This window comes from uncultured Sphingobacterium sp. (assembly GCF_964277905.1).
GTDB lineage: Bacteria > Bacteroidota > Bacteroidia > Sphingobacteriales > Sphingobacteriaceae > Sphingobacterium > Sphingobacterium siyangense.
On record NZ_CAXYKD010000048.1, the window covers coordinates 826,069 to 851,569 of the forward strand.

The window sequence follows — 25,501 nt, forward strand, 5'->3', positions numbered from 1 at the left end:
AGGATGAGGGATGCCTCTTATGCTGCCAAAGAGTCATTGTTACAAATGAATGCCACCAGTGATGCTTCGGAAATACGGTATCATCTGGGGCAGATTACAGGTAAGGAGATTGACGAAACGACAGATATATTCACTCCCTTGTATATCAATTACGGCAAGGACATCACGATCGGGAAAAATGTGTTCATCAATTTCGACTGCGTTTTTCTGGGACTGGGTGGTATCATCATCGAAGACAACGTACTTATTGCCCCCAAGGTAAGCCTGCTTTCCGAAGGACACTTGTTGAATCCTGAAACCAGACATTCATTAGTTCCGGGTCGCATTCATATCAAAAAAAATGCCTGGATAGGTGCGGGAGCCACGATTTTACCGGGGGTTAGTATAGGTGAAAATGCAGTAGTGGCTTCGGGGGCAGTCGTTTCCAAAAATGTGCCTGACAATACTGTAGTGGCAGGCATTCCTGCCAAAGTTGTAAAGCACATCGGCACCGAAAAATAGAATCAATAACAATAAACAATTAGGACCAAGTCCTTAAAAATATAAAATATGGAAAAGCGATTTTTAGGTAATAACAAATTGGAAGTATCTGCCATTGGTTTAGGATGTATGGGTATGAGCTGGTCTTATGGTCCGGCCAAGGATAAAAACGAAATGATCGCCCTTATTCGTAAGGCTTTTGAACAAGGCATTACTTTTTTTGATACTGCCGAAGTATATGGCCCTTTATTAAACGAAGAGCTGTTGGGCGAAGCTGTCCAGCCATTCAGGGATGAAGTAGTAATAGCCACCAAATTCGGTTTTAAACCATTGAAAGACGATCCTAGCAATCCACGTTGGGGAGGTATCGACAGCAGACCTGAACATATCAAAAAAGTAGTGGAAGAATCATTGAGAAGATTAAGGACAGAACGTATAGACCTTTACTATCAGCACCGTGTGGATCCCAATGTTCCAATAGAAGATGTTGCCGGGGCAGTAAAGGATCTGATAACCGAAGGAAAAGTGAAGCATTTTGGCCTGTCGGAAGCAGGCGTAAAAAATATCAGGAAAGCCCATAACGTACAGCCCGTAACCGCTCTACAAAGCGAGTATTCTATGTTCTATCGTGATCCCGAAAAGGAAATCCTGCCGCTTCTGGAGGAACTCGGTATAGCTCTGGTGCCGTTCAGCCCGTTGGGCAAAGGATTTCTGACCGGTAAAATCAATACGGACACAAAATTCGATAGTACCGATTTCCGCAGTACGGTGCCAAGGTTTGAGCAGGACAATTTAAAAGCGAATATGGCCATCGTAGATTTTATTGAATCAATAGCTGGGCAAAAAGAGGTTACTCCTGCACAAGTAGCATTGGGATGGCTGTTGGCACAGAAACCGTGGATAGCCCCGATTCCGGGTACGACAAAACTGGAACGGTTGGAAGAAAACATCGCTGGGGCAAGCGTCAACTTTACCCAAGATGAGCTACAATCCATCAATGACCAACTTTCCAAAATACAAATCCATGGAAACAGGTACTCCCCTGCCCAGGAAAAGATGGTTGACAAATAATTTCAAAACAAAGCATATGAACATTAATAAAAGTTTTTCAGCAGAAGATTTAGAAAAGATCGATTTGGCTGAAGACCTGAAAATTGCGCCGTTCAGAGCAGATGGAATTACCTACGGCACACCAACCTGGATATGGAATGTCGTGGTGGGTGGCGAACTGTACGTGAGAGCCTACAATGGTCGAAGTTCCCGTTGGTACCAATCGGCCATCGCTCAAAAAGCAGGACAGATCCACGCTGCCGGGATGGTAAAAGATGTTCTTTTCGACCCCTAAGCGATGTTGTACTCAATATAGAAATTGATGCTGCCTATAATAAAAAGTATGGTGGCAGTCCATATTTACCTCCGATGATCAGTAACAAAACTAAAGAAGCTACTATTCATATCATTCAAAAATAAACAGCATATGGAAACCAATTCAGAAAATGACAGTTCAAGACGAAAATTCATTCAGCAAACAGCACTTGCCGGAGCGGGTTTAATGCTCGCCAAGCCGATGGCTTTGTTTGCCGGACAAAATACAAATACCATGAATACCATAAAATCAAAAGGCTATGCCGGTAAAAATGAGACTGGTAAACTCGTCCCTTGGAATTTTGAAAGAAGAGCTGTGGGAGACAATGACATCCTAATCGAAATAAAATATTCCGGCATTTGCCATTCCGACATCCATACGATCAAAGGACACTGGGGCAAACAGCAATATCCACAGGTTCCCGGTCACGAGATTGCGGGAATTGTTGCCGCTGTTGGAAAGAATGTTACCAAATTCAAAGTCGGCGATAAAGCGGGTGTTGGTTGTATGGTAAACAGTTGTCTGGAGTGCGAACCGTGTAAACACGGGGAAGAGCACCACTGCGAGAAAGGAATGACCGGAACTTATGGTACTCCGGAGACGAGTTCTCCCAGCGGTATCACACAGGGAGGTTATTCCAACAATCTAGTGGTACGCGACCATTTCGCAATTAAAATTCCCGACAATATTGACCTGCAACATGCTGCACCGCTGCTTTGTTCAGGGATCACAACCTATTCACCGCTAATAAAGGCGAATTTTAACAGGGGTGATAAAGTCGGCATCGCAGGTATTGGAGGGCTTGGTCATATAGCCATCAAGCTTGCGGTTTCCAAGGGAGCTGAAGTTTACGCCTTTACTACTTCCGCTGATAAAGTGAAAGATATTCTTTCCTTTGGAGCAAAAGAAGCAGTTCTTGTTGACAGTCCGGAGAAACTTGCTCCCTACAGAGGCAAACTGGACTATATGCTTTCTACCATACCTTATGACTATGACATTGCGGCGTATGCCTCTGTTGTAAAACCCTACGGCACACTTACGCAGGTTGGCGTGCCTATCGGGGGCAAAGTAACGACCAATTTCTTCGACCTTATTTTCAGCAGGGTGAAAATCAATGCTTCGATGATCGGTGGCATCCCTGAAACACAGGAAGTAATGGATTACTGTGCAGACAATAATCTGCTTCCCAATATAGAAATAATAAAGGCTTCAGAAATTAATGATGCCTGGGATAAAGTAGTCAACAAACAGGCCCGTTACAGGTATGTGATCGATGCGACAACTTTCTAACTGAGTTGGCCATCATTTTTTTTACAACTAGTCTATTAGAGTTGCTTCTGCGATAAATTAAAGGAAAGAATTAATTTTTAGAAATGTTCTAATTATATGGAATTGACGACAAAAGAGTGAACGGATGGAAGGAAATGATTTCAACGTATTCCGAGTGGATAACCTTGACGGTTACGCTCCATTTTTCGGAAGAAAAGACCTGTACAGGATTTGTCTGGTAAACGGTAAAAGCAGGATAAACTACAATGACCAGTCTGTCGGCATTTCTGGGAGCTATTTGTTCTTTGGCAATGTCAACACCCCCTATTCTTGGGAAACAGAATCTAACAAACAACAAGGATACAGTTGCCTCTTTACCAAAGAGTTTTTAAAAGGCGCTGAATTTGCACAGAATTTCAGGGAATACTCTCCTTTTCGTTCTGCCAATATTCCCCTTTATGTAGTGAAGAACAAAAAGCAGTTTGCCAATATCGAATTTATCTTCGAAAGGATGCTCACCGTGTATAACAGTGATTATTGTAATCAAAGGGATATGATAAAAAGTCTTATCAATCTTTTGATGCATGAAGCACTTACTATCAGGCCTTATTCAAAGCTCTTAGAAGGAGACAAGGAAACAACAAAAAGTTCCCGCAAAATTTCCTTAGAGTTCCAGAACCTGCTGGACGCTCAGTTCCCGGTGGAGAATAAGAAACTTTCAGTGGAAATGACTATGGCTTCCCATTTTGCGGACAAACTTGGTGTTCACCCAAACTACCTTAACCGAGCGATCAAAAGGGATACTGGTAAGACGGCACTGAAACATATCAATGAACGGATTATTACCGAGGCAAAAATCCTACTGGAACATTCGGACTGGACTATCTCAGAAATATCTTTCTGTCTTGGCTTTGAATATCATTCTTATTTTGACAATGTATTCAAGAAGATAACGGGGCTTACTCCCAAAGCCTACAGGGATCGTTTCAACCCCATAGTTATACTTGAAAAGTGATTAGATATGGATATTAAACGAGAAATACAAGATGATCGGTTAAGTTTCCATCCGTCGGGAAGAAGGGATTTTTTAAAAAAAGGAGGTATTTTAACGGCAGGATTACTTGTTGGCCCCGGAATGCTATTTGCAGGTTCAGATGGCAATACATCAGGGGTTCCCAACTCAGAAAAAACATTAACCAACAACCCTGAAAAATTCAGCATGGAAACAAACATCCCTACAAAAATAGATAGAATCATTACCATTGAAGAGCACTTTACCATCAAAGAGATATCAGCAAAAGTAGCGGAGTTCAACCGCCTTGCAGGAAAAATAAATCCACAAAGGGCTGCCATTCAAAAAGAACTGATGGCTATCGTATTACCTACCAACGATGATATTGAAGATGTTGGTGAGAGGCGTATAAAGTTTATGGATGAAGCAGGCATCGATATGCAGGTACTTTCCTATGGCGCAAACAGCCCGCAGAATATCACAGATAAAGAACTCGCCATTAGACTTTGCAGACAGGCAAACGATATGCTTGCAGTAGTGATTGAGAAACATCCCAAACGATTTTCCGGCTTTGCGCTGCTTCCTGTAGCTGATCCAATTGCAGCAAGTGTAGAACTGGAGCGTACCGTAAGCGAACTTGGATTGAAGGGGGCTATGCTTTCTGGAACGTTTGAAGGCATTTTTTTTGACGATTCGATGTTTTTACCAATTTTTCAAAAAGCCCAGTCGTTGGGTGTACCGATTTATATGCACCCCGCCGTCATAGACCCCAAGGTTGCAGGATACTATTTCCAAAGTCAAGACTGGTCTGCGGTGGCAGGCGCCATGTTTGCAACAGCAGGATATGGATGGCACGTGGATTCCGGCATCGGCATTGTCCGCATGATTGCAGCCGGTATCTTAGATAAATTGCCAGACCTCCAACTTATCTCCGGACACTGGGGCGAGTTTGTTCCTTTTTACCTCAACAGACTGGACGACCAGCTGGGTAAGACGCTGAAGCTTGAAAGAAAGATTTCCGACTATTACCGCAACAATGTATTTGTCACACCGGCAGGTCTATTTTCAGAAAACCAACTGAAATACGCGATCGCAGAATTAGGTTCTGACCGCATCATATATTCAGGAGATTATCCTTTCCTTATAGATAATAATACACGTGGATTTTTGGAACATGCTTCAATTTCCAAAGAGGATAAACGCAAGATTGGCTATGCTAATGCAGAGCATCTTTTAAAAATAAAATAGGCATTTTCCTTCTGTGATATTTCAAACAAACATAAGGTTTGAAATTCATAAGTATTGGTATAAAACCTCTTAACAACGAAGGGATTAGTGTATCTAAATTTGTGTTGTAATTTTTAAACAATAAAAAAAAGTAGTATGAACACAATTTTGGTCAACACCGTTTTAGGTAAAGTAGACAATATCGAAGAGATTCTTCCAAAAGAATTCGCAGTAGTGGAAGGATGGCAAAAAGAAGGCGTTATTGCACATCTTTTTCTGAAAGAGGCTGGTACAGGTGCTGTATTGATCTTTAACGAAACAGATGAACAGAAAGCCCGTGAGCTTATCGCACAATTGCCATTGCACACCTATTTTGAACAAACAGAATATATCGTTCTTGACAAAAAATTCTAGGTATGAAAAAAGTATTATTCGTAGTAACGAGCTGCGACGAAAAAGGTGATACAAAAATCCCTACCGGGTTTAATCTCGCAGAAGTAACACATCCGCTTTCAGTTTTAGAGGAAGGCGGTGTACACGTAGACATAGCATCGATCAAGGGAGGTGCTGCACCATTGGACGGCTTGGAAGACCTTGAAGAGCCGATCAATAAAAAGTATTGGGCGGACGAGGTTTTCAGAACGAAAATTGCCAATACGGCGAAACTGGAAGATGTTGACACTACCCAATATGATGCGATTTTCTTTGCAGGGGGACACGGCACGATGTGGGATTTTCCGGATACAGCTGCGGTACAGACCGCTATCCGTGAGATGTATGAGAGCGGAAAAATAGTATCTGCTGTTTGTCATGGTCCGGCAGCATTGGTAAATGCCAAATTAAGTGATGGTTCTTATCTTGTCAATGGGAAGAAGCTGGCTGCTTTTACCGATGATGAAGAAGAGGAAGTACAATCTACCAATGTAGTACCTTTCCTTTTGGCAAGCACTTTAGAAAAACGTGGAGCATTGCATCAATATTCACCGAATTGGAGTGACAATACTGTAGCGGATGGTCGTCTGATCACAGGACAGAACCCTCAATCAGCCTTTAGTTTAGGAAAATTGCTACTGAACGCACTTAAATAAAAAAAACAATGAAACAGCCGGTTGAATGGTATTTATACCTGACCGGTTTTTCTATTTGTCAACTTAATATAGATCAACAAAATGTCATTGATAGAAGATTTGAACTGGCGATACGCCACAAAAAAATACAATCCGGATAAAAAAATTTCTCAGCAGGACGTTCAAAAAATAGTTGAGGCAGCCAGACTGGCACCTTCATCTTATGGTATACAGCCCTACAAAGTATTTGCCATTGGAAATACAGCATTGAAGAACAAGATATTTGAGATTGGCTGGAACCAGCAGATTATAAAAGACTGTTCCCACTTATTGGTTTTCTGTGCCTGGGACAACTATACAGCTGAACGTGTCGAAGGCTTTTTCAATTATACTTCCCAGGTTAGGGAGACTTCCAAAGACGCTTTTGGCTCTGCCACTGCCGGTATTATAGCCTCACAGGTCAACATGACTCCCGAAGAAGCTTTTATCGATACGGCTAAACAGGCGTGTATAGGTTTCGCAATGGCCATTGCACAGGCGGCAGAACTAAAAATAGACAATACGCCAATGGGCGGTTTCCAAAATGCTGCAATGGATGCTTTGTTAGGTTTAAAGGAAAAAGGACTGAAAAGTGTGTATATGCTTGCCCTCGGATACAGAAGTGACGAAGGAGATTGGTTGGTCAACCTGAAAAAAGTCCGTACTGCAGAAGCAGATTTTGTCGAATACATCGATTAGTTGGTTGCTCTCTGATTATTGGTGTCTTTAATTGGGATTGTATTAATAAATTGAAATGGAATATACTTTTTTAGGGCGTTCAGGATTGCGTGTAAGCCGTTTAGCGCTCGGTACGATGAATTTTGGCTATGTAAGCGACGAAGCGGAAAGTTTCAAAATAATGGATGCTGCCGTTGATGCAGGCATCAATCTTTTTGATAGTGCAGACGTGTACGGCGGTCCTCAGAAACCCGATATGGTTCAAGGCTATGGCATCTCCGAAGAAATTATCGGAAAATGGTTGAGAAAACAAGGCTCAAGAGGGAAAATAGTGCTGGCAACAAAAGTGTACCAACCTATGGGAACAGGTATAAATGATAAATATCTATCAGCCTATCATATCAGGAAAGCCTGCGAGGATAGCCTTCGCCGTTTGCAAACTGATCATATCGATCTCTACCAGATGCACCACATAGACCGAAATACACCTTGGGAAGAAATTTGGCAGGCAATGGAGGTATTGGTTCAACAAGGAAAGATCAGCTATATTGGAAGCTGCAATTTTGCGGGATGGCATATTGCAATGGCACAGGCCGCTGCCGGATCGCGTCATTTTATGGGCTTAGTTTCCGAACAAAGTATATATAACCTTTCAAAAAGAACTATAGAATTGGAAGTAATTCCTGCTTGTGAAAAATTAGGTTTGGGCATCATGCCCTGGAGCCCTTTTGCCGGAGGACTTTTAAGCGGTGTTTTGAAAAAAGGAATACACACTAAACGTGCTGCTGAGACCCGGGAAATGGTAGAAAAATTCAGACCCCAGTTGGAAGCGTACGAGAAATTGTGTGACGAGATCGGACAGGAACCCACTCAGGTTGCACTAGCTTGGTTACTGCATAATCCAACAATAACCGCCCCTATTTTAGGGCCAAGGACAATAGAACAACTCACAACGAATGTACTTTCTTTGGACATCAGATTGTCAGAGGAAACATTAAAAGAACTTAATACAATATGGCCTGGACCCGGCGGAGCAGCTCCTGAAGCGTATGCCTGGTAACTGTTTGCTTAAGATCATAGCCATTACTGTAATACAAAATAATACTGTTTTAATTTAAAAAAATGAAAAAATCAACGAGTTTTAAGAACAAGGGGCTGAAAATGGCGGCTGAATTACACCTGCCAGAAAACTTTTTGGAAACTGAAAAATATCCGGCGATAGTATGTATACATCCCGCAGGAGGAGTTAAAGAGCAGACGATTGGGCACTATGCGGCAAGAATCGCTGAGAGTGGTTTTGTTGTCCTTACTTTTGATGCTTCTTATCAGGGAGAAAGCGAAGGTGAACCCCGCTATCTTGAAGACCCTACCTCAAGGGTTGAAGATGCACGTGCAGGAGCCGACTATCTGGCCACACTTCCATATGTGGATATGGATCGCTTAGGCGTGTTTGGCATCTGTGCAGGTGGAGGCTACGCCATAAGTGTGGCACAAACAGAACATCGTTTCAAGGCGGTGGCAACAGTGAGTGCCTCCCCGATGGGCGAGGGTTTCAGAAACTTCCTTGGATTTGAAACGCCCAATGATGTTTTACTGGACATGCTTTCAAAAATTGGAGAACAACGTAACATTGAAGCTAAAGGAGGTGCGCCTTTGTATATGCATTGGGTTCCTGAAACACTGGCTGAAATCAATGAAAATACCCCCGATTTATTAAGGGAAGGTTACGATTATTACAAAACTCCAAGGGCTCAACACCCTAACTCAGTAAACAAGTATTTATTTACGGGAACGGATAGAATGCTCGCTTTTTCTGCATTTGACCAAATAGGTCGCTTTCTGACCCAGCCGTTTTTATTGATTGCCGGAAGCAAGGCGGATACCAAAGTATTCAGCGACCAGGCTTTCAATCTTGCCAACGGAGATAAGGAATTGTTTGTTGTAGAAGGAGCAACACATATTGCCCTATACGACATTCCCGAATATTTCGAACAAGCGGTTGCTAAGCTGATAGCGTTCTACAGCCAAAAATTATAATTATTAAAAATATGACCAGATAGCTTTAGCTTTTAAGGAATGCGATATCAGGTTCATTTTTTTAATATACACTAAGTATAATACTTTAAACAATAAACAACATGAGTAAATTACCAAAGATAGCCTTAGGTACTTGGTCTTGGGGCAGTGGTTTTGCCGGAGGAGATCAGGTCTTCGGCAACAGTATTGAAGTCAAAGATGTAAAACCCGTATTCGATGCCGCGATGCAGGCAGGACTTACACTATGGGATACGGCTGCCGTATATGGCGGAGGTTCATCTGAAACTATTTTAGGAGAATGTATCAAAGGGTATAATCGGGAAGATGTTTTACTTTCTACGAAATTTACCCCGCAGGTTGCAACCGATACAGAAAATCCTGTTTCACAAATGCTCGAAGAAAGCCTTGAACGTTTGGGTACGGACTATATCGATATCTATTGGATACACAATCCCGGAGATGTGGAGAAATGGACTCCAGGCCTGATACCATTGCTCAAAGCTGGTAAGGTCAGACAGGTTGGTGTATCCAATCATAATCTGGAGCAGATCAAACAGGCTAACGATATACTTGCTAAGGAAGGTTTCCGTGTTTCTGCCGTACAGAATCATTATTCCCTCCTTTACCGTTCTTCGGAGGAAGCTGGTATTATAGATTATTGCCGTGAGAATGATATTACATTTTTTGCTTATATGGTGCTGGAGCAAGGTGCATTGAGTGGCAAATACAACAGTGCTAACCCACTTCCTGAAAACAGTGGTCGGGCCGCTACCTACAATAAGGTTCTTCCACAGCTCGAACATTTGACAACCGCTATGAAGGAGATTGGTGAAAGCCGTAATGCTTCTGTAGCGCAGATAGGAATTGCCTGGGCTATTGCAAAGCACACCTTGCCAATTATTGGGGTCACTAAGTTACCACAGGTTGCCGATGCTGCATCCGCAGCAAAAATAATATTATCGAAGGAAGAAGTGGAAAGATTGGAAGAGCTTGCAATGAAAACCGGAGTAGATACCAAAGGTGCTTGGGAAAACCCGATGGCTTAAAAACAGCAATGAAAAAAACGCTGCTATATACGCTGATGTTCGTGTCAACCTGTTTACAAGCATCTGCCTGTAAACGGGTCGATGCAACAGGTCATAAAACTTCAATAGATAGTCTTACAAATGTGAAAAATATGAAGCTAAATATAATAGTTGGCGATAAAATTATTGTCGCCACAATGATAGACAATGTTACCACTCGGGCATTTGTGGAAATGTTACCATTGACATTAGAAATGACCGAGTTGCACAAAAATGAGAAATATGGTCACCTGTCGAAAAAGTTGCCTGGTAAGGCGCTTACTCCTGGTACCATCCATGCAGGCGATATAATGCTTTGGGATGCGGACTATAAATGCCTTGTACTATTTTACAAAACATTTAGTAGCCCCTATAGCTATGTGAAATTGGGTACAGTAGACAATCCCAAAGAACTCGAAGCCGCTTTAGGTTCAGGCGATATTCAAGTACGATTTGAACAATTGAAATCAGAATAGATATAAAAAGTGCGATTGTTTTGGGCTTAATTATTTGGAATACAAGTCAAATGGCATTGACCATACCTTGTGATTAATGAAAAAGATCCGTTAATTTAATTTTATATTCGTTACGTGTATAATCTCCTCTCTGTCTTTTCCAAATCAGCATTTTTCTTTTTTCCTAATTCCTGTTACCATATACACGCCCAATAAAATAATCAGCAAACCAACAATCTGTAACCATGTTACATTTTCATTTCCAAGGGTCACACCGAATACAAGGGCGATGACCGGATTAACATAGGCATGAGTTCCAACTTCTGCCGCCGGTCTTACTTTTAACAACCAGACATATGCCGAGTACGCTAAAATGGATCCGAAGAAAACCAGATAAGCCAATGAACCCCAGGAAAGCCAAGTTATTTCCTTCCACTGAATGATTGAGAATTCCTGTTTTACAGTGGCGGCTATCCAAAAAGCAATTGAAGCAAAAATCATCTGCCATGCAGAAGAAGACAAGGCATTAGAGTTTTGTGATGAAAATCTTTTGGTTAATAGTGTTCCCAATGCCCACGAGATGCAGCCTATAATCAAGATAAAGATGCCCTTATCTTTGATGGTATCTGACTGATTTTGCCAGTGTTGTTCAAGGTACAGCATCCCAACACCCAGAAATCCCAAAACAAGACCGATAATTTTAAATGGATGATGGAAATTTTTCTTCCATAATGGTATATCCAGCAAGACAATCCAAACAGCAGTGGAAGAAGCGATGATAGCTACCAAGCTACTGTTGACATATTGTTGGGCAACCATGATTACTGCCATATCTATAAACAGTAAAATGATCCCACTGATCGCCGATTGCCATACTAGCCGTATATTAAAAATCGGTTGTCTTTTGGCTATGCACCAAACCAAAAGTATTAATCCTGCAAGTAAGAAGCGTATCGCTCCGAGCAAAAAGGGAGGAAAATCATTTAGTGCCACCCCAATAAAATAATAGGTTGAGCCCCAAACTACATAGATAAGGAGATAAGCAATAATGATATGTAGCTTTTTGTTTTCCGTAATGTTCAATGGTTAATTTTGTTCAAGTACCTGTTTAATTCTTGAAAGTCCTTCCATTAGCAATGCTCTGGGACAGGCAATGTTCATCCGAATAAAATGATCATCCATATCACCAAAAATCTTTCCCTCGTTCAGTCTCAAATTTTGAGTATCCAATAACGTTTTTACGATTTCGCTTGCGGGCTTTCCAAAGGTGCTGCAATCTATCCAAACCAAATAGGTAGCTTCTAAAGGTGCCAACGTAAATTGTGGTAGATGCTGTGCAAAATAATTTTTTACGCAGAGATAGTTTTCAAAAATATATTCATTAAGCTGGTTCAGCCAATCCTCCCCATCGGTGTAAGCAGCGATTAATGCTTCTATACCAAAAACACCCACATCACAAACTTCGTTAATATTCAATGCTTTATCTATCTTTTGCCTGTAAATATCATCAGACACGAGAATGTTGGCAATTTGCAAACCGGCTATATTGAAGGCTTTGCTTGGCGAAGAACAAGTAATGGATTTTTGATAAAATTCTTCGCTGATTGATGCAAATGGAACGTGAAAATGGCCTGGATGTACCAGATCGCAATGTATTTCATCAGCTACCACAATCACATTATTTCGGTAACATATTTCGCCGATCCTTATCAATTCATCTTTTGTCCATACTCTGCCGGCCGGATTGTGGGGGCTACAAAGCAACATCATCGTAGCATTGGGATTTTTAGCTTTTTCTTCCAAATCCTCAAAATCAATGTGATAATTTCCGTTCTTATACAACAGATTGTTGGACACTACCTCGCAACCATTGTTTTTAATGGAGGTGAAGAATAGATTATACACCGGGCTTTGCACAATGACTTGGTTTCCGGGAATGGTGAGCGCCTTTATAATGGCCGAAAGTGCCGGTACCACACCAGAAGTGTACAAAAGGTGTTCTTTTTTGAATCGGAAACGATGGCGCTTCTCAAACCAATCTACCACGGCTTCGTAATATGCTTCTGGCACTTTGGTGTAACCGAAAATACCGTGCTGCACACGCTTTGCCAATGCATCAATAACCGCAGGAGCAGTTTTAAAATCCATATCGGCCACCCACATCGGCAAAACATTTTGGTCTTCATCCAAATCCCATTTATAAGAATTGGTATGTTTGCGGGAAATGATCTCGTCGAAATTGTATGTCATTATATTTCATTTAGCTGTTCGGCGACATCAATTTCACAACCTCCGGCATTCCTTAAGTTTTCGTCCAGGATGATTTCACCAATACTTAATGCCCTGATCTTCCCTCCTAAAGGATTCTTAATGCTTACAATGTTGTTGTTTATATCGGCATTCAACGTACTATATTCAAAAGCTAAATCACAATCATCCATAAACTCACAGTTTTCCAGTATTAGATCAGTATTGTAGCATAGTGGTTGCGTCCCGCCAATCTTGCAATTGACAAGACGAAGGTTTTTGGAATGCCAGCCGAGATATTCGCCAATAATCACCGAATCATATACCGTTACGTTTTCAGTTTTCCAAAATGCATCTTTAGAATCAAGATAAGAATTGCGGATCTCAACATTTTTGGCATCTTGGAAAGAGTAATCACCTTCTAACTTTAATCCATCAATTTTGATGTTGACACAATTCATAAAGATGTAAGGTGCATTTTTCGCTTCGACATTTTTCATTTCAATGTTGCGACAGTTCCAACAGGTTTCTCCTGCATCGGGCAACTTCACGTTTTCGAGAAAAAGGCCATCTACCTCCCGGAACATTTTAGGTGCTTCCACTACAGAATCAACCATACGTATATTTTTGGAATACCAGATCGCAGCCCTGCTGTAAACGGTAAAATGGCTTTTTTCAATCACCGTATTATTGTTGTGCCAGAATGGATATTTGCACATAAAGTAACAATCGCGTGCAATAATGTTCTGGGATTCCTTTAGAGCTGACTCTCCGGGATAAAATTTCACATTTTCTAATCTAAGGTCTTTTGATCCATATAAAGGGCGCTCCCCTTCATAAAATCTATTATTTATTAAATCCATATTGTTATTGTTCTGCTGTAAAATACTGGCAGTTTTGTGTACTATTCTTGTTATCACAAAATTGTAAAGTAATGTCCATTATCTGTTTATACAGAACACGGATGTATTTACCATTTTTACGGATTAACATAATCTAATGCAATTTTTAAATTCAGCTTATAAGTGTAGTGCGTAACTTTCATATCTTTGATTTTCGCAAATAGTACAACATGAACAATAAAGATCTCCCTGAACATTTTGAACAGCCTTACAATCTATTACCTTCAGGAATAAGTAATGACATTGGACACTTTAACGTGTTCGATATTGGGGTAATGGTGGCCAAACACCAAGGCAAACCTTATGTGCCTTACAACAATCGTGTCTTTTATAAGATAGCTCTTAAAAAAGGACACAATATTGTGCAATTTTCAGATGAAAGTTTTGAGATCAAGGGGGATACTTTATTATTTGCCACACCGAAGTACCCATCCAATTGGCTTCCTCAAAATGCTGAGCAAAAAGGACACATCTGCATTTTTACGGACGAGTTTTTGATACGGAACAAAAGCGGTTTCCTTTTGGATGAATTACCCGTCTTCAAATCAGGTTCGCGACCTGTATTTGCTTTGTCCGCAAAAGAATCAAAAAAAATAAATAACTTATTTATTCAAATCCATGAAGAAATAGGTTCTGATTATGCGTTTAAATATGATCTGATTAGAAACCTTGTTCTGGAGATCATACATTTTGCCCAAAAGAAAATGACATCAACGAGTCTTTACGCTACAAAAGACGCATCATCCAGAATTGTTGGCCTATTCATTGAACTGCTGGAAAGGCAATTTCCAATAGAATCACCCATACAAAGATTATCCCTTCTCTCTGCAATAGACTACGCACGTAAGCTGTCCGTACATATCAACCATCTTAACATGGTTGTAAAGGAAAAAACGGGCAAGACCACAACCGAGTTTATCAATAACCGGATTGCCAACGAAGCAAAGATCTTACTACGCAATTCTAATTGGCAGATATCAGAAATTGCATACAGTCTGGGATTTGAGGAGCTTGCACATTTTTCTAATTTTTTTAAAAAGAACACCTCATTCACCCCGACCAGTTTCAGGGAAAGTAATGTTCTGTGATTTTTGCAAACCATTCTTTGAAATTCGCAAGTAATTGAGATATTTCTTTATCAAATTTGTATGATAAAAGATTTCAATTATGAGCATTAGTAAAACCATCACGATCGGGGCAAATACCGATGAACCGTTAACCATAAAGCGATTTGGATACGGTACAATGAGACTTACCGCAGAACATGGCTGGGGTGAACCCAAAGACAAGGATGAGGCGTTAAAGGTACTTAAGGCAACCATAGAAAATGGCATAAGCTTTATAGACACAGCAGACTTCTACGGAGAAGATGTGACCAACCGTTTAATAGCGGAGGCTCTTTATCCATATGCTGATGACCTTCTGCTATGCACCAAGGTCGGCCCTGCAAGAACCTCGCTGAGGGACTGGCATTTTTTTGACAAGCCCGAAAATCTTAGGACGAGCATCGAAAAAAATCTCGCCACACTGAAACTTGAACGTATTCCATTAGTACATTTTAGATATATGCCGGGTTCACCAACACCCTTCGAAGCTTCAATGGAAGAAATGTTCAAGCTGCAACAAGAAGGAAAAATTCTTCACTTGGGAGTCAGCTGTGTAGGAGTTCAGGAACTGACCAAGGCTTTGAACATGGGAAATATTGCAAGTGTGGAAAATGCTTTCGGATATGGACAGCGCACTACTTTCCAGATGCATGGCGTAGAAGTCAGAGGCCTGCAAGAAGTTATGGACATCTGTATCGATAACAAGATTCCGATGGTACCTTATTGGTCCCTGCAAAATGCAAAGGCTGAGGGGGAGGACAAAATAGCTGTCATTGCAAAAAAATACAATACTTCCGAAACAATAATTAATCTTGCATGGCTATTACACTACAATGACCTTATACTACCCATCCCGGGCACTTCCAAACTAAAGCATTTTGAGGAAAACATAAAGGCTCTCGATGTTAACCTTACGCAGGAGGATATGCAATTCCTTGGTTAAATTAATTAATCAGGATCGATTCAATAAAGCATTTGATATACTGTATATCAGATGCTTTTCTTTTGATAAACCTGGTTTGAAATTCATAAGTATTGGTATGAATCCTCTTAACAAGAAAGCGTCAAAGGTATCTACCTTTACATAAAATTTGTATAAATTTTAAAACATACAGAAATGACAGATATACACACAGCTAAAACATGGTTGATCACAGGAGCATCCAAGGGATTGGGTTTAATTTTGACCAAACAACTTTTGGCCTTAGGTCACAAAGTGGCAGCGACTACCCGTGATGTAGAGGCGTTAGAGAACGAATTAGGACCGATGTCGGAATATTTTTTACCTCTTGCTGTTGATTTAAACAATGAAAAGAGTGTACAAGATGGAGTTACTGAAACAGTACGCCATTTTGAGGGACTGGATGTTGTGGTTAATAATGCAGGCTTTGGGCAAATCGGCACACTAGAAGAACTAAGCGATGCAGAGGCAAGAAAAAGCTTCGAGATCAATGTGTTAGGGATGTTGAATGTGATACGGGCTGTAATGCCTTACCTGCGCAAGCAGAGAAAAGGGCATATCATGAATATCTCTTCCATGGCAGGTATTCAAGGCTATATTCCGGGATGGGGAGTGTACTGTTCTGCAAAATTTGCCGTGGCTGGGCTTACCGAAGCGCTGGCAGCTGAAGTTAAGGAGTTTGGAATAAAGGTCACACTTGTCTATCCAGGGCATATGCGTACCAGCTTCCTTTCGCAAGGGTCAATAATGTCTCCCCAAAGCCCAATTGCTGATTATATTTCTGTTCGTCAAAACGAGCAGATGGCCAAAGAGCAAATGAATGGGCAACAGATGGGAGATCCTGAAAAGGCAGCCGCACTGCTTCTCAAAATCAGTTCTCTAGACAATCCACCACTGCATTATTTTATAGGAGAAGATGTATACAAGGCTGCCAATGCCAAGATTGATACATTAAAAAGTGCGTTGGAAACATGGAAAGAAGATTCATTATCTATCGGTTTTTAATAGGTTCTAAATATTAACCAAAACAATTAAAATTATGCCTGATACAATTAAAAAAAGTACAATAAAGTCTATCAACCCATTCAATAACGAACTTGAAAAAGAATTTATTGAAATGGAGGATGCTCAGGTGGACGCCATTATTCAAAATGCAGATATTGCATTTCAAACATGGAGAAAGGTTCCGTTTGCACAACGCGCCATCATTATAAAGAAAGTAGCATCCATCCTCCGTGAACGAAAAACCGAACTGGGGATTCTTGCGACAAAGGAAATGGGAAAACTCCTTCGTGAAAGCATTGCGGAAGTAGAACTTTCAGCTAATATTTTCGATTATTATGCAGACAATGCAGCGTCTTTTCTCTCTGATTCACCTTTGGAAGTTGCCCATGGTGAAGCGTTCCTGAGTTATGAGCCACTTGGTGTATTGCTAAGCGTTCAGCCATGGAATTTTCCATTTTACCAAATAACCCGCTCTGCTGCTCCCAATCTGATGGCAGGAAATACCATGGTGCTAAAACATGCCTCCAATGTACCGCAATGTGCCAAAGTTATGGAAGACATTTTCTTGGAAGCAGGACTGCCTCAAGGTGTATATAATAATATATTCATTCAAGGGAAAGCTGTGGAAAGACTTGTGTCTAACCCTGCCATCAAAGCAGTGACCCTTACGGGAAGCGCGCCGGCGGGAGCCAGCATTGCCGGGGCTGCCGGTTCCAAACTTAAAAAATCAACACTGGAACTCGGAGGTAGCGACCCATTTATTGTTCTGGACGATGCTGATATTGAAACAGCAGCAAAAACTACCGTATATGGACGTATGTGGAATGCGGGACAGGTATGTGTATCGCCAAAACGTGTGATAGTTGCTGAAACCATTGCAGATGCATTCCTGGAAAAAGTAGAAACGCTATTTGCAGGACTTAAAATAGGCGATCCAATGGATGAATCAACAGATGTAGCGCCTTTGAGTAGCGAAAAAGCTGCCAACGATGTTATAAGCCAGATAGACAAGGCTTCAGCACAGGGAGCAACCATCGTAACAGGAGGAAAACGGACACAATCTTCCGGATCTTTTGTAGAGCCTACGCTAATTACGGGAATTACTCCAGATATGGATGCCTACAAAGAAGAGATCTTTGGGCCGGTTTTCATGATGTATGTTTATAAGACCATTGATGAAGCTATAGAAATTGCAAACGCAACGGAATTTGGCCTTGGAGGCTCTGTATTCGGCACCGATATAAAAAGAGCGCAAGAAGTGGCTAGAAGGATTGATACAGGAATGGTTTACATCAACCATGTTACCGGTATCGCCCCGGAACTTCCATTTGGAGGTACAAAACAGTCAGGTTACGGCAGGGAGCAATCTCCTGCGGCAATTTATGAATTTGTCAATGCTAAACTTATCAGAACTACAAGTCCGGATAAAGCATACTAAGAATAAGGAATTAAAGATGAATAAGAATAATTATGAAGGTGCTTTACAGCATAAAATTTTTTCGGGATTTGATGCGGCATCGACGGCATCAGAAGTAATTAAAGGGATTGACCTGTCTGGTAAAACAGCTATTGTAACTGGAGGTTATGCTGGTATTGGGTTAGAAACCACAAGGGTATTCACTGAAGCGGGAGCTAAGGTAATCGTGCCGGCGAGGGATTTGGAAAAAGCAAAAAAGAACCTTAGTGGAATAAGCAATGTACAAATCGAGGAAATGAACCTGATGGAACCTTCTTCGATAATAAATTTTGCTGAAAAATTTCTTGCTGGAAATGAACAACTTCATCTGTTGATTAATAATGCCGGTATTATGTGGGTTCCGCTTCGAAGGGATTCCCGAGGTTATGAGTCGCAGTTTTCAACAAATTATCTGGGACATTTTCAGCTTACTGCTCTATTATGGCCTGCCCTTAGGAATGCTGAAGGAGCCAGAGTGGTCAATGTTTCTTCCTGGGGGCATCACTTTTCACCCATCCTTTTCGATGATCCAAACTTTGAAAAAACAGAGTACCAGCCAATGGTTGGCTATGGACAATCCAAAACGGCCAACATCTTATTTTCACTTGAATTGGACAGCCTTGGAAGCGAATATGATGTACGTTCCTATTCCTTACACCCCGGCGGGATCATAGATACAGATCTTATCCGTAATATGACAAAGGAAGAGCTGATCGGTATGCAGGTAATGGATGCTGAAGGCAATGTGATACGTGACCCTTCAAGAGGGCTGAAGACCATCGCCCAGGGTGCATCTACTACAGTTTGGTGTGCAACTAATCCAAAATTAGACAAAGTAGGTGGTGTTTATTGTGAAAATACAGAAATCGCGGAAATAGATTTATTTACAGGCAATGCATTTGCTGAAATACCTGGTTCTAAAAGACTTGAAGGGGTAATGCCATTTGCACTGGAAAAAGAAGCAGCAAAAAAACTTTGGGTTTTGAGTGAGGAATTAACAGGAACAAAGTTTGACGTTCGTTAAGGTTAGATCTACACCAATTCAAACATATACTTAATTGTTAGTTTAAAAATTGATTTTCCCTTTTATCAAATAATATTGACATAGGCAATTGCCTCTTAAACAAATAAAATGACAACAGTATCCATAATCTATTTTTCAGGAGCTGGACATACAGCCGAATTAGCAAAATCAGTTGAGAAAGGTGCAATTTCTGTATCTGGAGTAACAACTCATCTTATTTCCATTGAGGGGAAGGACATCATTGAAGGGCGCTACCGCAATGATGAAGTAATGGCAAAATTAGATGAAAGCGATGCTATTATTTTCGGTTCTCCAACTTATATGGGAAACATCTCAGCACAATTCAAAGCATTTGCAGATGCAACGGTTTCACAATGGGCCTCCCAGAAATGGAAAGATAAATTTGCTGCCGGCTTTACCGTTTCCGGCACACCAAGCGGAGACAAGGCATATACTTTACAATACCTGCAAACGTTAGCGATGCAACACGCAATGATATGGATAAGCCTTGGTGAATTACCTATGCAACCCAACGGCATAAACCGTCTTGCAAGTTGGGGAGGCGCTATGGCTATGGCAAATACAGAACCAGTAGATATTGCACCAGGCAAAGAAGACAAACTTACAGGTGAAATTTTAGGAAAGCGGGTAGCTAACCTTGCATTAAAATTTGCGGCACAACAATAAACCACTAAATAAAAATACTAATTATGAGTACAACAATAAAAGCATTCGGTACAGAAGCAAGCGATGCACCGTTAAAACAGTTACCTATTGAAAGGAGAAATTTAACGCCTCATGACGTTCAGATTGAAATTTTATATTGTGGCGTGTGTCATTCGGACCTGCATCAGGCACGTGGTGAATGGCATAATACCGTATATCCATGTGTTCCAGGACATGAAATTGTAGGACGAATCACAGCGGTTGGCGACCATGTAACAAAATTTAAGGTTGGTGATCTTGCTGGTGTGGGATGCATGGTCGATAGTTGCCGCGAATGTGAATCCTGCAAGGAAGGATTGGAACAATATTGTGAAAATGGAATTGAAGGCACTTATAACAGCCCGGATAAATATTTGGGTGGTGTAACCTACGGCGGTTATTCAGAAAAAGTAGTTGTGGATGAAAATTATGTGCTTCACGTTCCTGAAAATCTTGATCTTGCAGCTGTCGCACCATTATTGTGTGCTGGTATTACTACTTATTCACCATTGCGCCATTGGAATGTAGGACCCGGTAAAAAAGTAGGAATTGCAGGTATTGGAGGATTAGGACATATGGGTGTTAAGTTAGCGAAAGCAATGGGCGCTCACGTGGTCGTAATTACAACATCTCCTTCTAAAATTGAAGATGCAAAAAGATTAGGTGCTGATGAGGTTATCATCTCCAAAGACCCTGAACAAATGCAAAAGCATAGAGGTACTTTGGATTTTCTATTGGATTGTATTTCAGCAGAACACGATATTAATACTTATATCTCTTTAGTAAAAAGAGATGGCGCGCTTGCACTTGTTGGAGCCCCCGAAAATCCTGTACCTATAGCAGCCTTCAGCTTAATTATGGGAAGAAAAAGCTTTGCAGGTTCTGCTATTGGCGGTATCGCGGAAACACAAGAAATGCTTGACTTTTGCGGACAACATAACATCACGTCTGATATCGAATTAATCAATATCGACTACATCAACGAAGCATATGAACGCTTACTAAAAGGTGATGTTAAATATCGTTTTGTAATAGATATGGCTTCGCTGAAAAATTTAATTATTTAATTTTTGATATTTCTCTAAAGAAGCATTCAGTCTCTCAAATGATATTTCAAAAACTCGTATTTGAACGCTAAAAAAATTGATATTTATCCATAACCTTATTGAAGTGTCTAAGTCGATGATATACAAATCCATGCCCATCTATGCAATCTGGAATATTACTTTAGCGAACTGTCTTTTAACTTGATGAAAAGGATTAAATGCTGTTATTCATAAATACAATGATTTAAGCAATTATGATAGGACTTATATTTTATATAAACCTTGCATAGATAAGGTAGATGTTACTGCTGTTGTTGTCGGTGGATTACTTCAGATCTGATTACTTTGGAACAGATGTGGAATTTCTCCGATCACCTGGTATTAGATCGAACATGTTTGCAAAAAAAAGATTTTTGAAAATAGAACCAAATCAATGAATAATTATTGCGCGGAGGTAATTGATAAATTAAATGAACAACTTGAAGAGTTAAGTATAGAACTTGATAATTCTATTCATCTTTATGAAATAGCAATAAGCTTAATATTAGAAAGGATGAATGATATAAAACAATTCATCCTCAAAAGAGGGTTTACGAGTGAAGAGGAAGAAATTCTCTTTTTTAAGAAATTAAAACCATCAATTCTTTCAAAACTTATTTATTATAATACAATTTACAAGATTGAAATGAAAAAGCCTCATGGTGGCGAAAAAAACATTCGTAAATACCTTAACCATGAGTTGTCCAAATTAAGAAGATATTTTGATAACAATCTTGAATTCTATAAATATTATCGAACAGCTAGTACCTATCTTGATCAAACATATTTCGTGAGAGATAAATATGATATTAAATTAAGTCTTGATACTTATTATTTTGAAGCAGATCACAGCTTTTCAACCTCACATGATTACAAAGTTGCAAAAATTATAGCAAATGACCTTATTCAGGTTTATATTGAAGATCAATTATCAAATGATCTAAAAAAAAAATCCCAAGTAGTATTAAATTGGACCGCAAATAAAACATCTCTGATTGAATTAATTTATGCACTTCACTCACAGGGAGTTTTTGATAATGGTACTAGCGATATTAAATTAATAGCAAAATCATTCGAAAGTCTTTTTAATATCGATTTAGGGGATTTTTATCATACATATATGGAACTCAAAAACAGAAAAATTAATCGTACCAAATTTATCGATGCATTAAAGGATAGTTTGATACACAAAATGGATGAACAAGATGAAAAATAAAAATAAGATTCAAGAAAAAGTAGGGTTTATTGGACTTGGAAATATGGGCCATCCGATGGCAAAAAACCTTGAATACGCAGGCTTTGAATTATCTGTTTATAATAGAACCGCAGTTAGGGCAGCCGATTTTGTTCAAAATTCAACGGTATGCGCGGATATCGCTGATCTAGTAAAAAATGCCACTTTAATCTTTACAATGTTAACTAATGATGAAGCAGTAGAGCGTGTTTACAATGAAATTGTTGAAAATGAAATTGAAGGTAAATTATTTGTAGATATGAGTACCATATCTATTGATATGTCGCAAAAAATTTGCACTTTGATAAATAGTAAAGGTGGGCATTTTCTGGATGCACCTGTGGCTGGAAGTACAAAACCTGCGGAAGAGGGAAAACTCATAATTATGGTTGGTGGTACTGAAATAAATTTGCACCGTGCACTTCCATATCTGGAGAAAATGGGCAAAAAGGTAAAATATCTTGGTCCCAATGGAAAAGGTCTAGCTGCTAAAATATCAATAAACTATTTTTTATCTATCATTTATGAAGGTCTTGCAGAAACCGTATTACTTTCTGATCATTTAGGTATAGATAGAAGTGACATGCTTGAAATTATAAACGAAAGCGCTAGCGGAAGCGGAGCTACATTAGTAAAAACTCCAATGCTACTGAAGAGCGATTATAAGCCCGCATTTAGTTTAAATCTTATGCTGAAAGATATAAAATTAGCATCATGCACCGAAGCAACTTCACCTACAGGTAAAACAGTTCTTGATGTTTTTCAAAAAGCCAGCGACCATGGATATGGTGAAAAAGATGTCATTTCTGTTATAGAATTCTTGAAAAATGTCGAAAATAAGCGCTAGTTTTTTAAGATTTATTAATTACCGATTACTCGAACAAATTGAGTTGACTAAATAAAAAATATTACGAATAAGTAAAATTGGTAAATAAATCAGTGTTCTGTATAAAGTCATTGTAAGCAATCTTTACAAAATTTGTAAAAAATATTAGTTGGTAATAAATGCAAATTGTTTCTGCAATTACCGATGCGCACATTTTATAAATTTTAAAAGCAAAAAATAGGCTATTGACTTCACATATAGAAACATCTACATCTATCTATAAGATATTTACGAAAGTATTCATTGCGTATACTTTGGCAATCTCAAATGTATGTTTTGCTCAATCTTTATCACTTAAGGATGCTATAGAACAAGGAGTAGAAAACTACGGAACGCTTACAGCAAAACAGTTATACGCTGAAGCATCACAGGAAAGAGTCGCCCGTGTGAAACGAGATTATCTTCCCAATCTGAATCTTTCTGCCCAGCAATCTTATGGGACAATTAACGGGCAAAACGGTCCACTTTACGGATTGGGCGGATTGGGCGTTTCCTCCTCTGGGCTTCCTTTGCCGGAGCAAAATTGGAATGCCGCTTTTGGAGCACTTTACTTAGTAAATCTCAATTGGGATTTTTACACTTTTGGCAGGGTATAACAACGAATAAAAGTTGCGGGAAAGGAAGCTGAGCAATCCGAGCTTGATTATGAACAAGAAGTTTTCAGACATAAAATAAAGATTGCAACAGCATATCTTAATCTTCTGGCAAGTCAAAGGTTAGTAACCTCTCAAGAAAGAAACTTGGAGAGAGCTGTAAGTCTTCGTCATAACATCGCCACCAGAGCGAAAGGAGGACTGCTTCCCGGAGTGGATTCCACAATGGCTTCAGCAGAGGTTTCTCGTGCAAATATTGTTCTGAACCAAGCAAAAGAGCAAGTGAAAATTCAGAATAACGAGCTTGCAAAAATCATCGGATACGAATTACAGGACTTTCAAACTGACACATTATTTGTAAGTCGAGAACCCGATATTATACATCTACTTGAAGTTTCTAATGAAGGAGATAATCATCCAATAAGACAATATTTTAAAAGTAGAGTAACAATAAGTGAAGAACAAACAGAGCTTTTCCAAAAGAATTTTTGGCCCACACTTTCCCTAATTGGAGTCCATCAATTTAGAGGATCTGGTTTTAGGGCAGATTATGATTCAAATCAAAATTCCTTTACCGGCAATTCCTTTGATGGAATGCTCCCAACCGTCAAAATTATCTTTTAGGGATCGGCATAAAAAGCCCTTTCTTTATTCGTCTAAACCAACGCACACCTTAATTCGATGACCTGTATTCAATGGGCGTTACGCCCGTACTCTTTTTGAAAGCCCTCGTAAAATGTGCTGGATATTTAAACCCTAATTCGTAGGCAATCTCATTAATGGTATTTTTGTTGTCCAATATCTTCTGTTTAGCCAAAGCCATTATTTTTAATTGGACATATTCTAAAGCAGTTTTACCCGTTTCCTTTTTTATCAAATCACCGAAATAATTGGTAGAAAGGTTTAATTGCTCTGCACAATAGGTAACAGACGGCAAGCCTATTGTTTGCGGCTTGTCCGATTGATAATATTCACCCAACAGCTTTTCAAACTGTACTAAAATATCATTGTTTACCTCATTGCGGGTAATGAACTGGCGTTCGTAAAAACGTACACAGTAATTTAAAAACAGTTCAATGTTGGAGGCAATCAGCATCCTGCTATGCTTGTCCATACCCCGTTCCAGTTCGTACTTGATTTTGTCGAAACAATCAAGTACAATCTTTCTTTCCCTTTCGGATAGGTGCAAGGCTTCATTCGATTGGTAGGAAAAGAACGTATATTCATCAATCTGCCTGCCCAAAGATGTGCCACGTATCAGGTCGGGATGGAACAGCAGTGCGTAGCCCTGCGGTTTATAATCCTTGTTAATATCCACGTTGATGATTTGCCCCGGAGCAACAAAAACCAATGTCCTATCCTGATAGTCATAGGTATGTTTTCCGTATTTCATATCACCGCACACCACTTCCTTTAAATACACGGCATAAAAACCAAAATTCATTTTGGACGCATAGATTTCCGGCACTCTGCCGTCAAAATCCATAATGCTCACTAATGGATGCAAATTCTCCTTATGGTAAAAAGCATCATGCTCGCTAACTGTATCAATTCTTAAAATATCGTCCATTTTAATTGCGTTTAAAATCAATACAAATTTATC

At 39.9% G+C, this 25,501-nt stretch carries 28 protein-coding genes; 24 read left to right on the plus strand and 4 right to left on the minus strand.

The annotated features are described in order from the left end of the window. The first annotated feature begins 3 nt into the window (after window positions 1–3). The 13 genes from ACHWSC_RS25250 to ACHWSC_RS25310 all read left to right on the plus strand — a co-directional run bounded on the left by ACHWSC_RS25250 (window position 4) and on the right by ACHWSC_RS25310 (window position 10,715). Window positions 4–501, plus strand: coding sequence for a DapH/DapD/GlmU-related protein (locus ACHWSC_RS25250; protein ID WP_394678672.1), 498 nt, complete (start codon window positions 4–6; stop codon window positions 499–501). A gap of 48 nt (window positions 502–549) precedes the next feature. Further along, window positions 550–1,551, plus strand: coding sequence for an aldo/keto reductase (locus tag ACHWSC_RS25255; RefSeq protein WP_394678673.1), 1,002 nt, complete (start codon window positions 550–552; stop codon window positions 1,549–1,551). Then, window positions 1,505–1,825 carry a DUF2255 family protein gene (locus ACHWSC_RS25260; protein ID WP_394678674.1) on the plus strand — a complete coding sequence of 107 codons (321 nt, stop codon included), beginning with the start codon at window positions 1,505–1,507 and terminating at the stop codon, window positions 1,823–1,825. The genes ACHWSC_RS25255 and ACHWSC_RS25260 overlap by 47 nt, the downstream gene beginning before the upstream one ends. 132 nt (window positions 1,826–1,957) lie before the next feature. Continuing rightward, on the plus strand, window positions 1,958–3,136 hold the full coding sequence (locus ACHWSC_RS25265) for an NAD(P)-dependent alcohol dehydrogenase (RefSeq protein WP_394678675.1): 1,179 nt from the start codon (window positions 1,958–1,960) through the stop codon (window positions 3,134–3,136). 124 nt (window positions 3,137–3,260) lie between these two features. Next, a complete protein-coding gene (locus ACHWSC_RS25270) occupies window positions 3,261–4,130 on the plus strand; it encodes a helix-turn-helix domain-containing protein (RefSeq protein WP_394678676.1) in 870 nt (289 codons plus the stop codon). 6 nt (window positions 4,131–4,136) lie between these two features. Then, complete coding sequence (locus tag ACHWSC_RS25275) at window positions 4,137–5,375, plus strand: amidohydrolase family protein (RefSeq protein ID WP_394678677.1); 1,239 nt, start codon at window positions 4,137–4,139, stop codon at window positions 5,373–5,375. A 135-nt stretch (window positions 5,376–5,510) separates the two neighbouring features. Beyond that, window positions 5,511–5,768, plus strand: coding sequence for a hypothetical protein (locus tag ACHWSC_RS25280; protein ID WP_394678678.1), 258 nt, complete (start codon window positions 5,511–5,513; stop codon window positions 5,766–5,768). Window positions 5,769–5,770: 2 nt separating this feature from the next. Then, window positions 5,771–6,442 (plus strand): type 1 glutamine amidotransferase domain-containing protein, encoded by a 672-nt coding sequence (locus ACHWSC_RS25285; RefSeq protein ID WP_394678679.1) that lies wholly within the window; start codon window positions 5,771–5,773, stop codon window positions 6,440–6,442. 81 nt (window positions 6,443–6,523) lie between these two features. Next, a complete protein-coding gene (locus ACHWSC_RS25290; protein ID WP_394678680.1) occupies window positions 6,524–7,159 on the plus strand; it encodes an NAD(P)H-dependent oxidoreductase in 636 nt (211 codons plus the stop codon). A 55-nt stretch (window positions 7,160–7,214) separates the two neighbouring features. Then, on the plus strand, window positions 7,215–8,198 hold the full coding sequence (locus ACHWSC_RS25295; protein WP_394678681.1) for an aldo/keto reductase: 984 nt from the start codon (window positions 7,215–7,217) through the stop codon (window positions 8,196–8,198). A 62-nt stretch (window positions 8,199–8,260) separates the two neighbouring features. Further along, the gene (locus tag ACHWSC_RS25300; protein ID WP_394678682.1) at window positions 8,261–9,175 is read left to right on the plus strand and encodes an alpha/beta hydrolase; all 915 of its coding nucleotides are present in this window, start codon (window positions 8,261–8,263) and stop codon (window positions 9,173–9,175) included. A 101-nt stretch (window positions 9,176–9,276) separates the two neighbouring features. Further along, entirely contained in the window at window positions 9,277–10,221 is a 945-nt protein-coding gene (locus ACHWSC_RS25305) for an aldo/keto reductase (RefSeq protein WP_394678683.1), read from the plus strand. An 8-nt stretch (window positions 10,222–10,229) separates the two neighbouring features. After that, window positions 10,230–10,715, plus strand: a complete 486-nt coding sequence (locus ACHWSC_RS25310; RefSeq protein ID WP_394678684.1) for a cyclophilin-like fold protein — start codon at window positions 10,230–10,232, stop codon at window positions 10,713–10,715. 144 nt (window positions 10,716–10,859) lie between these two features. Here the strand turns inward: ACHWSC_RS25310 and ACHWSC_RS25315 are convergent, their stop codons facing one another. The 3 genes from ACHWSC_RS25315 to ACHWSC_RS25325 are packed head-to-tail and all read right to left on the minus strand — an operon-like array spanning window position 10,860 to window position 13,804. Beyond that, the gene (locus ACHWSC_RS25315) at window positions 10,860–11,777 is read right to left on the minus strand and encodes a DMT family transporter (protein WP_394678685.1); all 918 of its coding nucleotides are present in this window, start codon (window positions 11,775–11,777) and stop codon (window positions 10,860–10,862) included. 3 nt (window positions 11,778–11,780) lie between these two features. Continuing rightward, window positions 11,781–12,944 carry a MalY/PatB family protein gene (locus ACHWSC_RS25320; RefSeq protein WP_394678686.1) on the minus strand — a complete coding sequence of 388 codons (1,164 nt, stop codon included), beginning with the start codon at window positions 12,942–12,944 and terminating at the stop codon, window positions 11,781–11,783. Then, entirely contained in the window at window positions 12,944–13,804 is an 861-nt protein-coding gene (locus tag ACHWSC_RS25325; protein WP_394678687.1) for a DUF3737 family protein, read from the minus strand. Before ACHWSC_RS25325 ends, ACHWSC_RS25320 begins: the two co-directional genes overlap by 1 nt. Window positions 13,805–14,013: 209 nt before the next feature. Between ACHWSC_RS25325 and ACHWSC_RS25330 the strand changes: the two genes are divergently transcribed. From ACHWSC_RS25330 to ACHWSC_RS25380, 11 genes are all read left to right on the plus strand, one after another. Continuing rightward, window positions 14,014–14,931, plus strand: coding sequence for a helix-turn-helix domain-containing protein (locus ACHWSC_RS25330; protein WP_394678688.1), 918 nt, complete (start codon window positions 14,014–14,016; stop codon window positions 14,929–14,931). 79 nt (window positions 14,932–15,010) lie between these two features. After that, a complete protein-coding gene (locus tag ACHWSC_RS25335; RefSeq protein WP_394678689.1) occupies window positions 15,011–15,892 on the plus strand; it encodes an aldo/keto reductase in 882 nt (293 codons plus the stop codon). A gap of 174 nt (window positions 15,893–16,066) precedes the next feature. Continuing rightward, window positions 16,067–16,915, plus strand: a complete 849-nt coding sequence (locus ACHWSC_RS25340) for an SDR family oxidoreductase (protein WP_394678690.1) — start codon at window positions 16,067–16,069, stop codon at window positions 16,913–16,915. Window positions 16,916–16,949: 34 nt separating this feature from the next. Continuing rightward, window positions 16,950–18,353, plus strand: a complete 1,404-nt coding sequence (locus ACHWSC_RS25345) for an NAD-dependent succinate-semialdehyde dehydrogenase (RefSeq protein ID WP_394678691.1) — start codon at window positions 16,950–16,952, stop codon at window positions 18,351–18,353. 16 nt (window positions 18,354–18,369) lie between these two features. Next, entirely contained in the window at window positions 18,370–19,395 is a 1,026-nt protein-coding gene (locus ACHWSC_RS25350; RefSeq protein WP_394678692.1) for an SDR family NAD(P)-dependent oxidoreductase, read from the plus strand. A 108-nt stretch (window positions 19,396–19,503) separates the two neighbouring features. After that, window positions 19,504–20,082, plus strand: coding sequence for a flavodoxin family protein (locus tag ACHWSC_RS25355; protein ID WP_394678693.1), 579 nt, complete (start codon window positions 19,504–19,506; stop codon window positions 20,080–20,082). A 23-nt stretch (window positions 20,083–20,105) separates the two neighbouring features. Continuing rightward, window positions 20,106–21,167 carry an NAD(P)-dependent alcohol dehydrogenase gene (locus ACHWSC_RS25360; RefSeq protein WP_394678694.1) on the plus strand — a complete coding sequence of 354 codons (1,062 nt, stop codon included), beginning with the start codon at window positions 20,106–20,108 and terminating at the stop codon, window positions 21,165–21,167. A 412-nt stretch (window positions 21,168–21,579) separates the two neighbouring features. Further along, window positions 21,580–22,401 (plus strand): RteC domain-containing protein, encoded by an 822-nt coding sequence (locus ACHWSC_RS25365; RefSeq protein WP_394678695.1) that lies wholly within the window; start codon window positions 21,580–21,582, stop codon window positions 22,399–22,401. Further along, a complete protein-coding gene (locus ACHWSC_RS25370) occupies window positions 22,391–23,266 on the plus strand; it encodes an NAD(P)-dependent oxidoreductase (protein ID WP_394678696.1) in 876 nt (291 codons plus the stop codon). The genes ACHWSC_RS25365 and ACHWSC_RS25370 overlap by 11 nt, the downstream gene beginning before the upstream one ends. A 224-nt stretch (window positions 23,267–23,490) precedes the next feature. After that, window positions 23,491–23,901, plus strand: a complete 411-nt coding sequence (locus tag ACHWSC_RS25375) for a hypothetical protein (RefSeq protein ID WP_394678697.1) — start codon at window positions 23,491–23,493, stop codon at window positions 23,899–23,901. A gap of 6 nt (window positions 23,902–23,907) precedes the next feature. Further along, on the plus strand, window positions 23,908–24,522 hold the full coding sequence (locus ACHWSC_RS25380; RefSeq protein ID WP_394678904.1) for a TolC family protein: 615 nt from the start codon (window positions 23,908–23,910) through the stop codon (window positions 24,520–24,522). 49 nt (window positions 24,523–24,571) lie between these two features. Here the strand turns inward: ACHWSC_RS25380 and ACHWSC_RS25385 are convergent, their stop codons facing one another. Further along, a complete protein-coding gene (locus ACHWSC_RS25385) occupies window positions 24,572–25,468 on the minus strand; it encodes a helix-turn-helix domain-containing protein (RefSeq protein ID WP_394678698.1) in 897 nt (298 codons plus the stop codon). Between the last annotated feature and the right edge of the window lie 33 nt (window positions 25,469–25,501).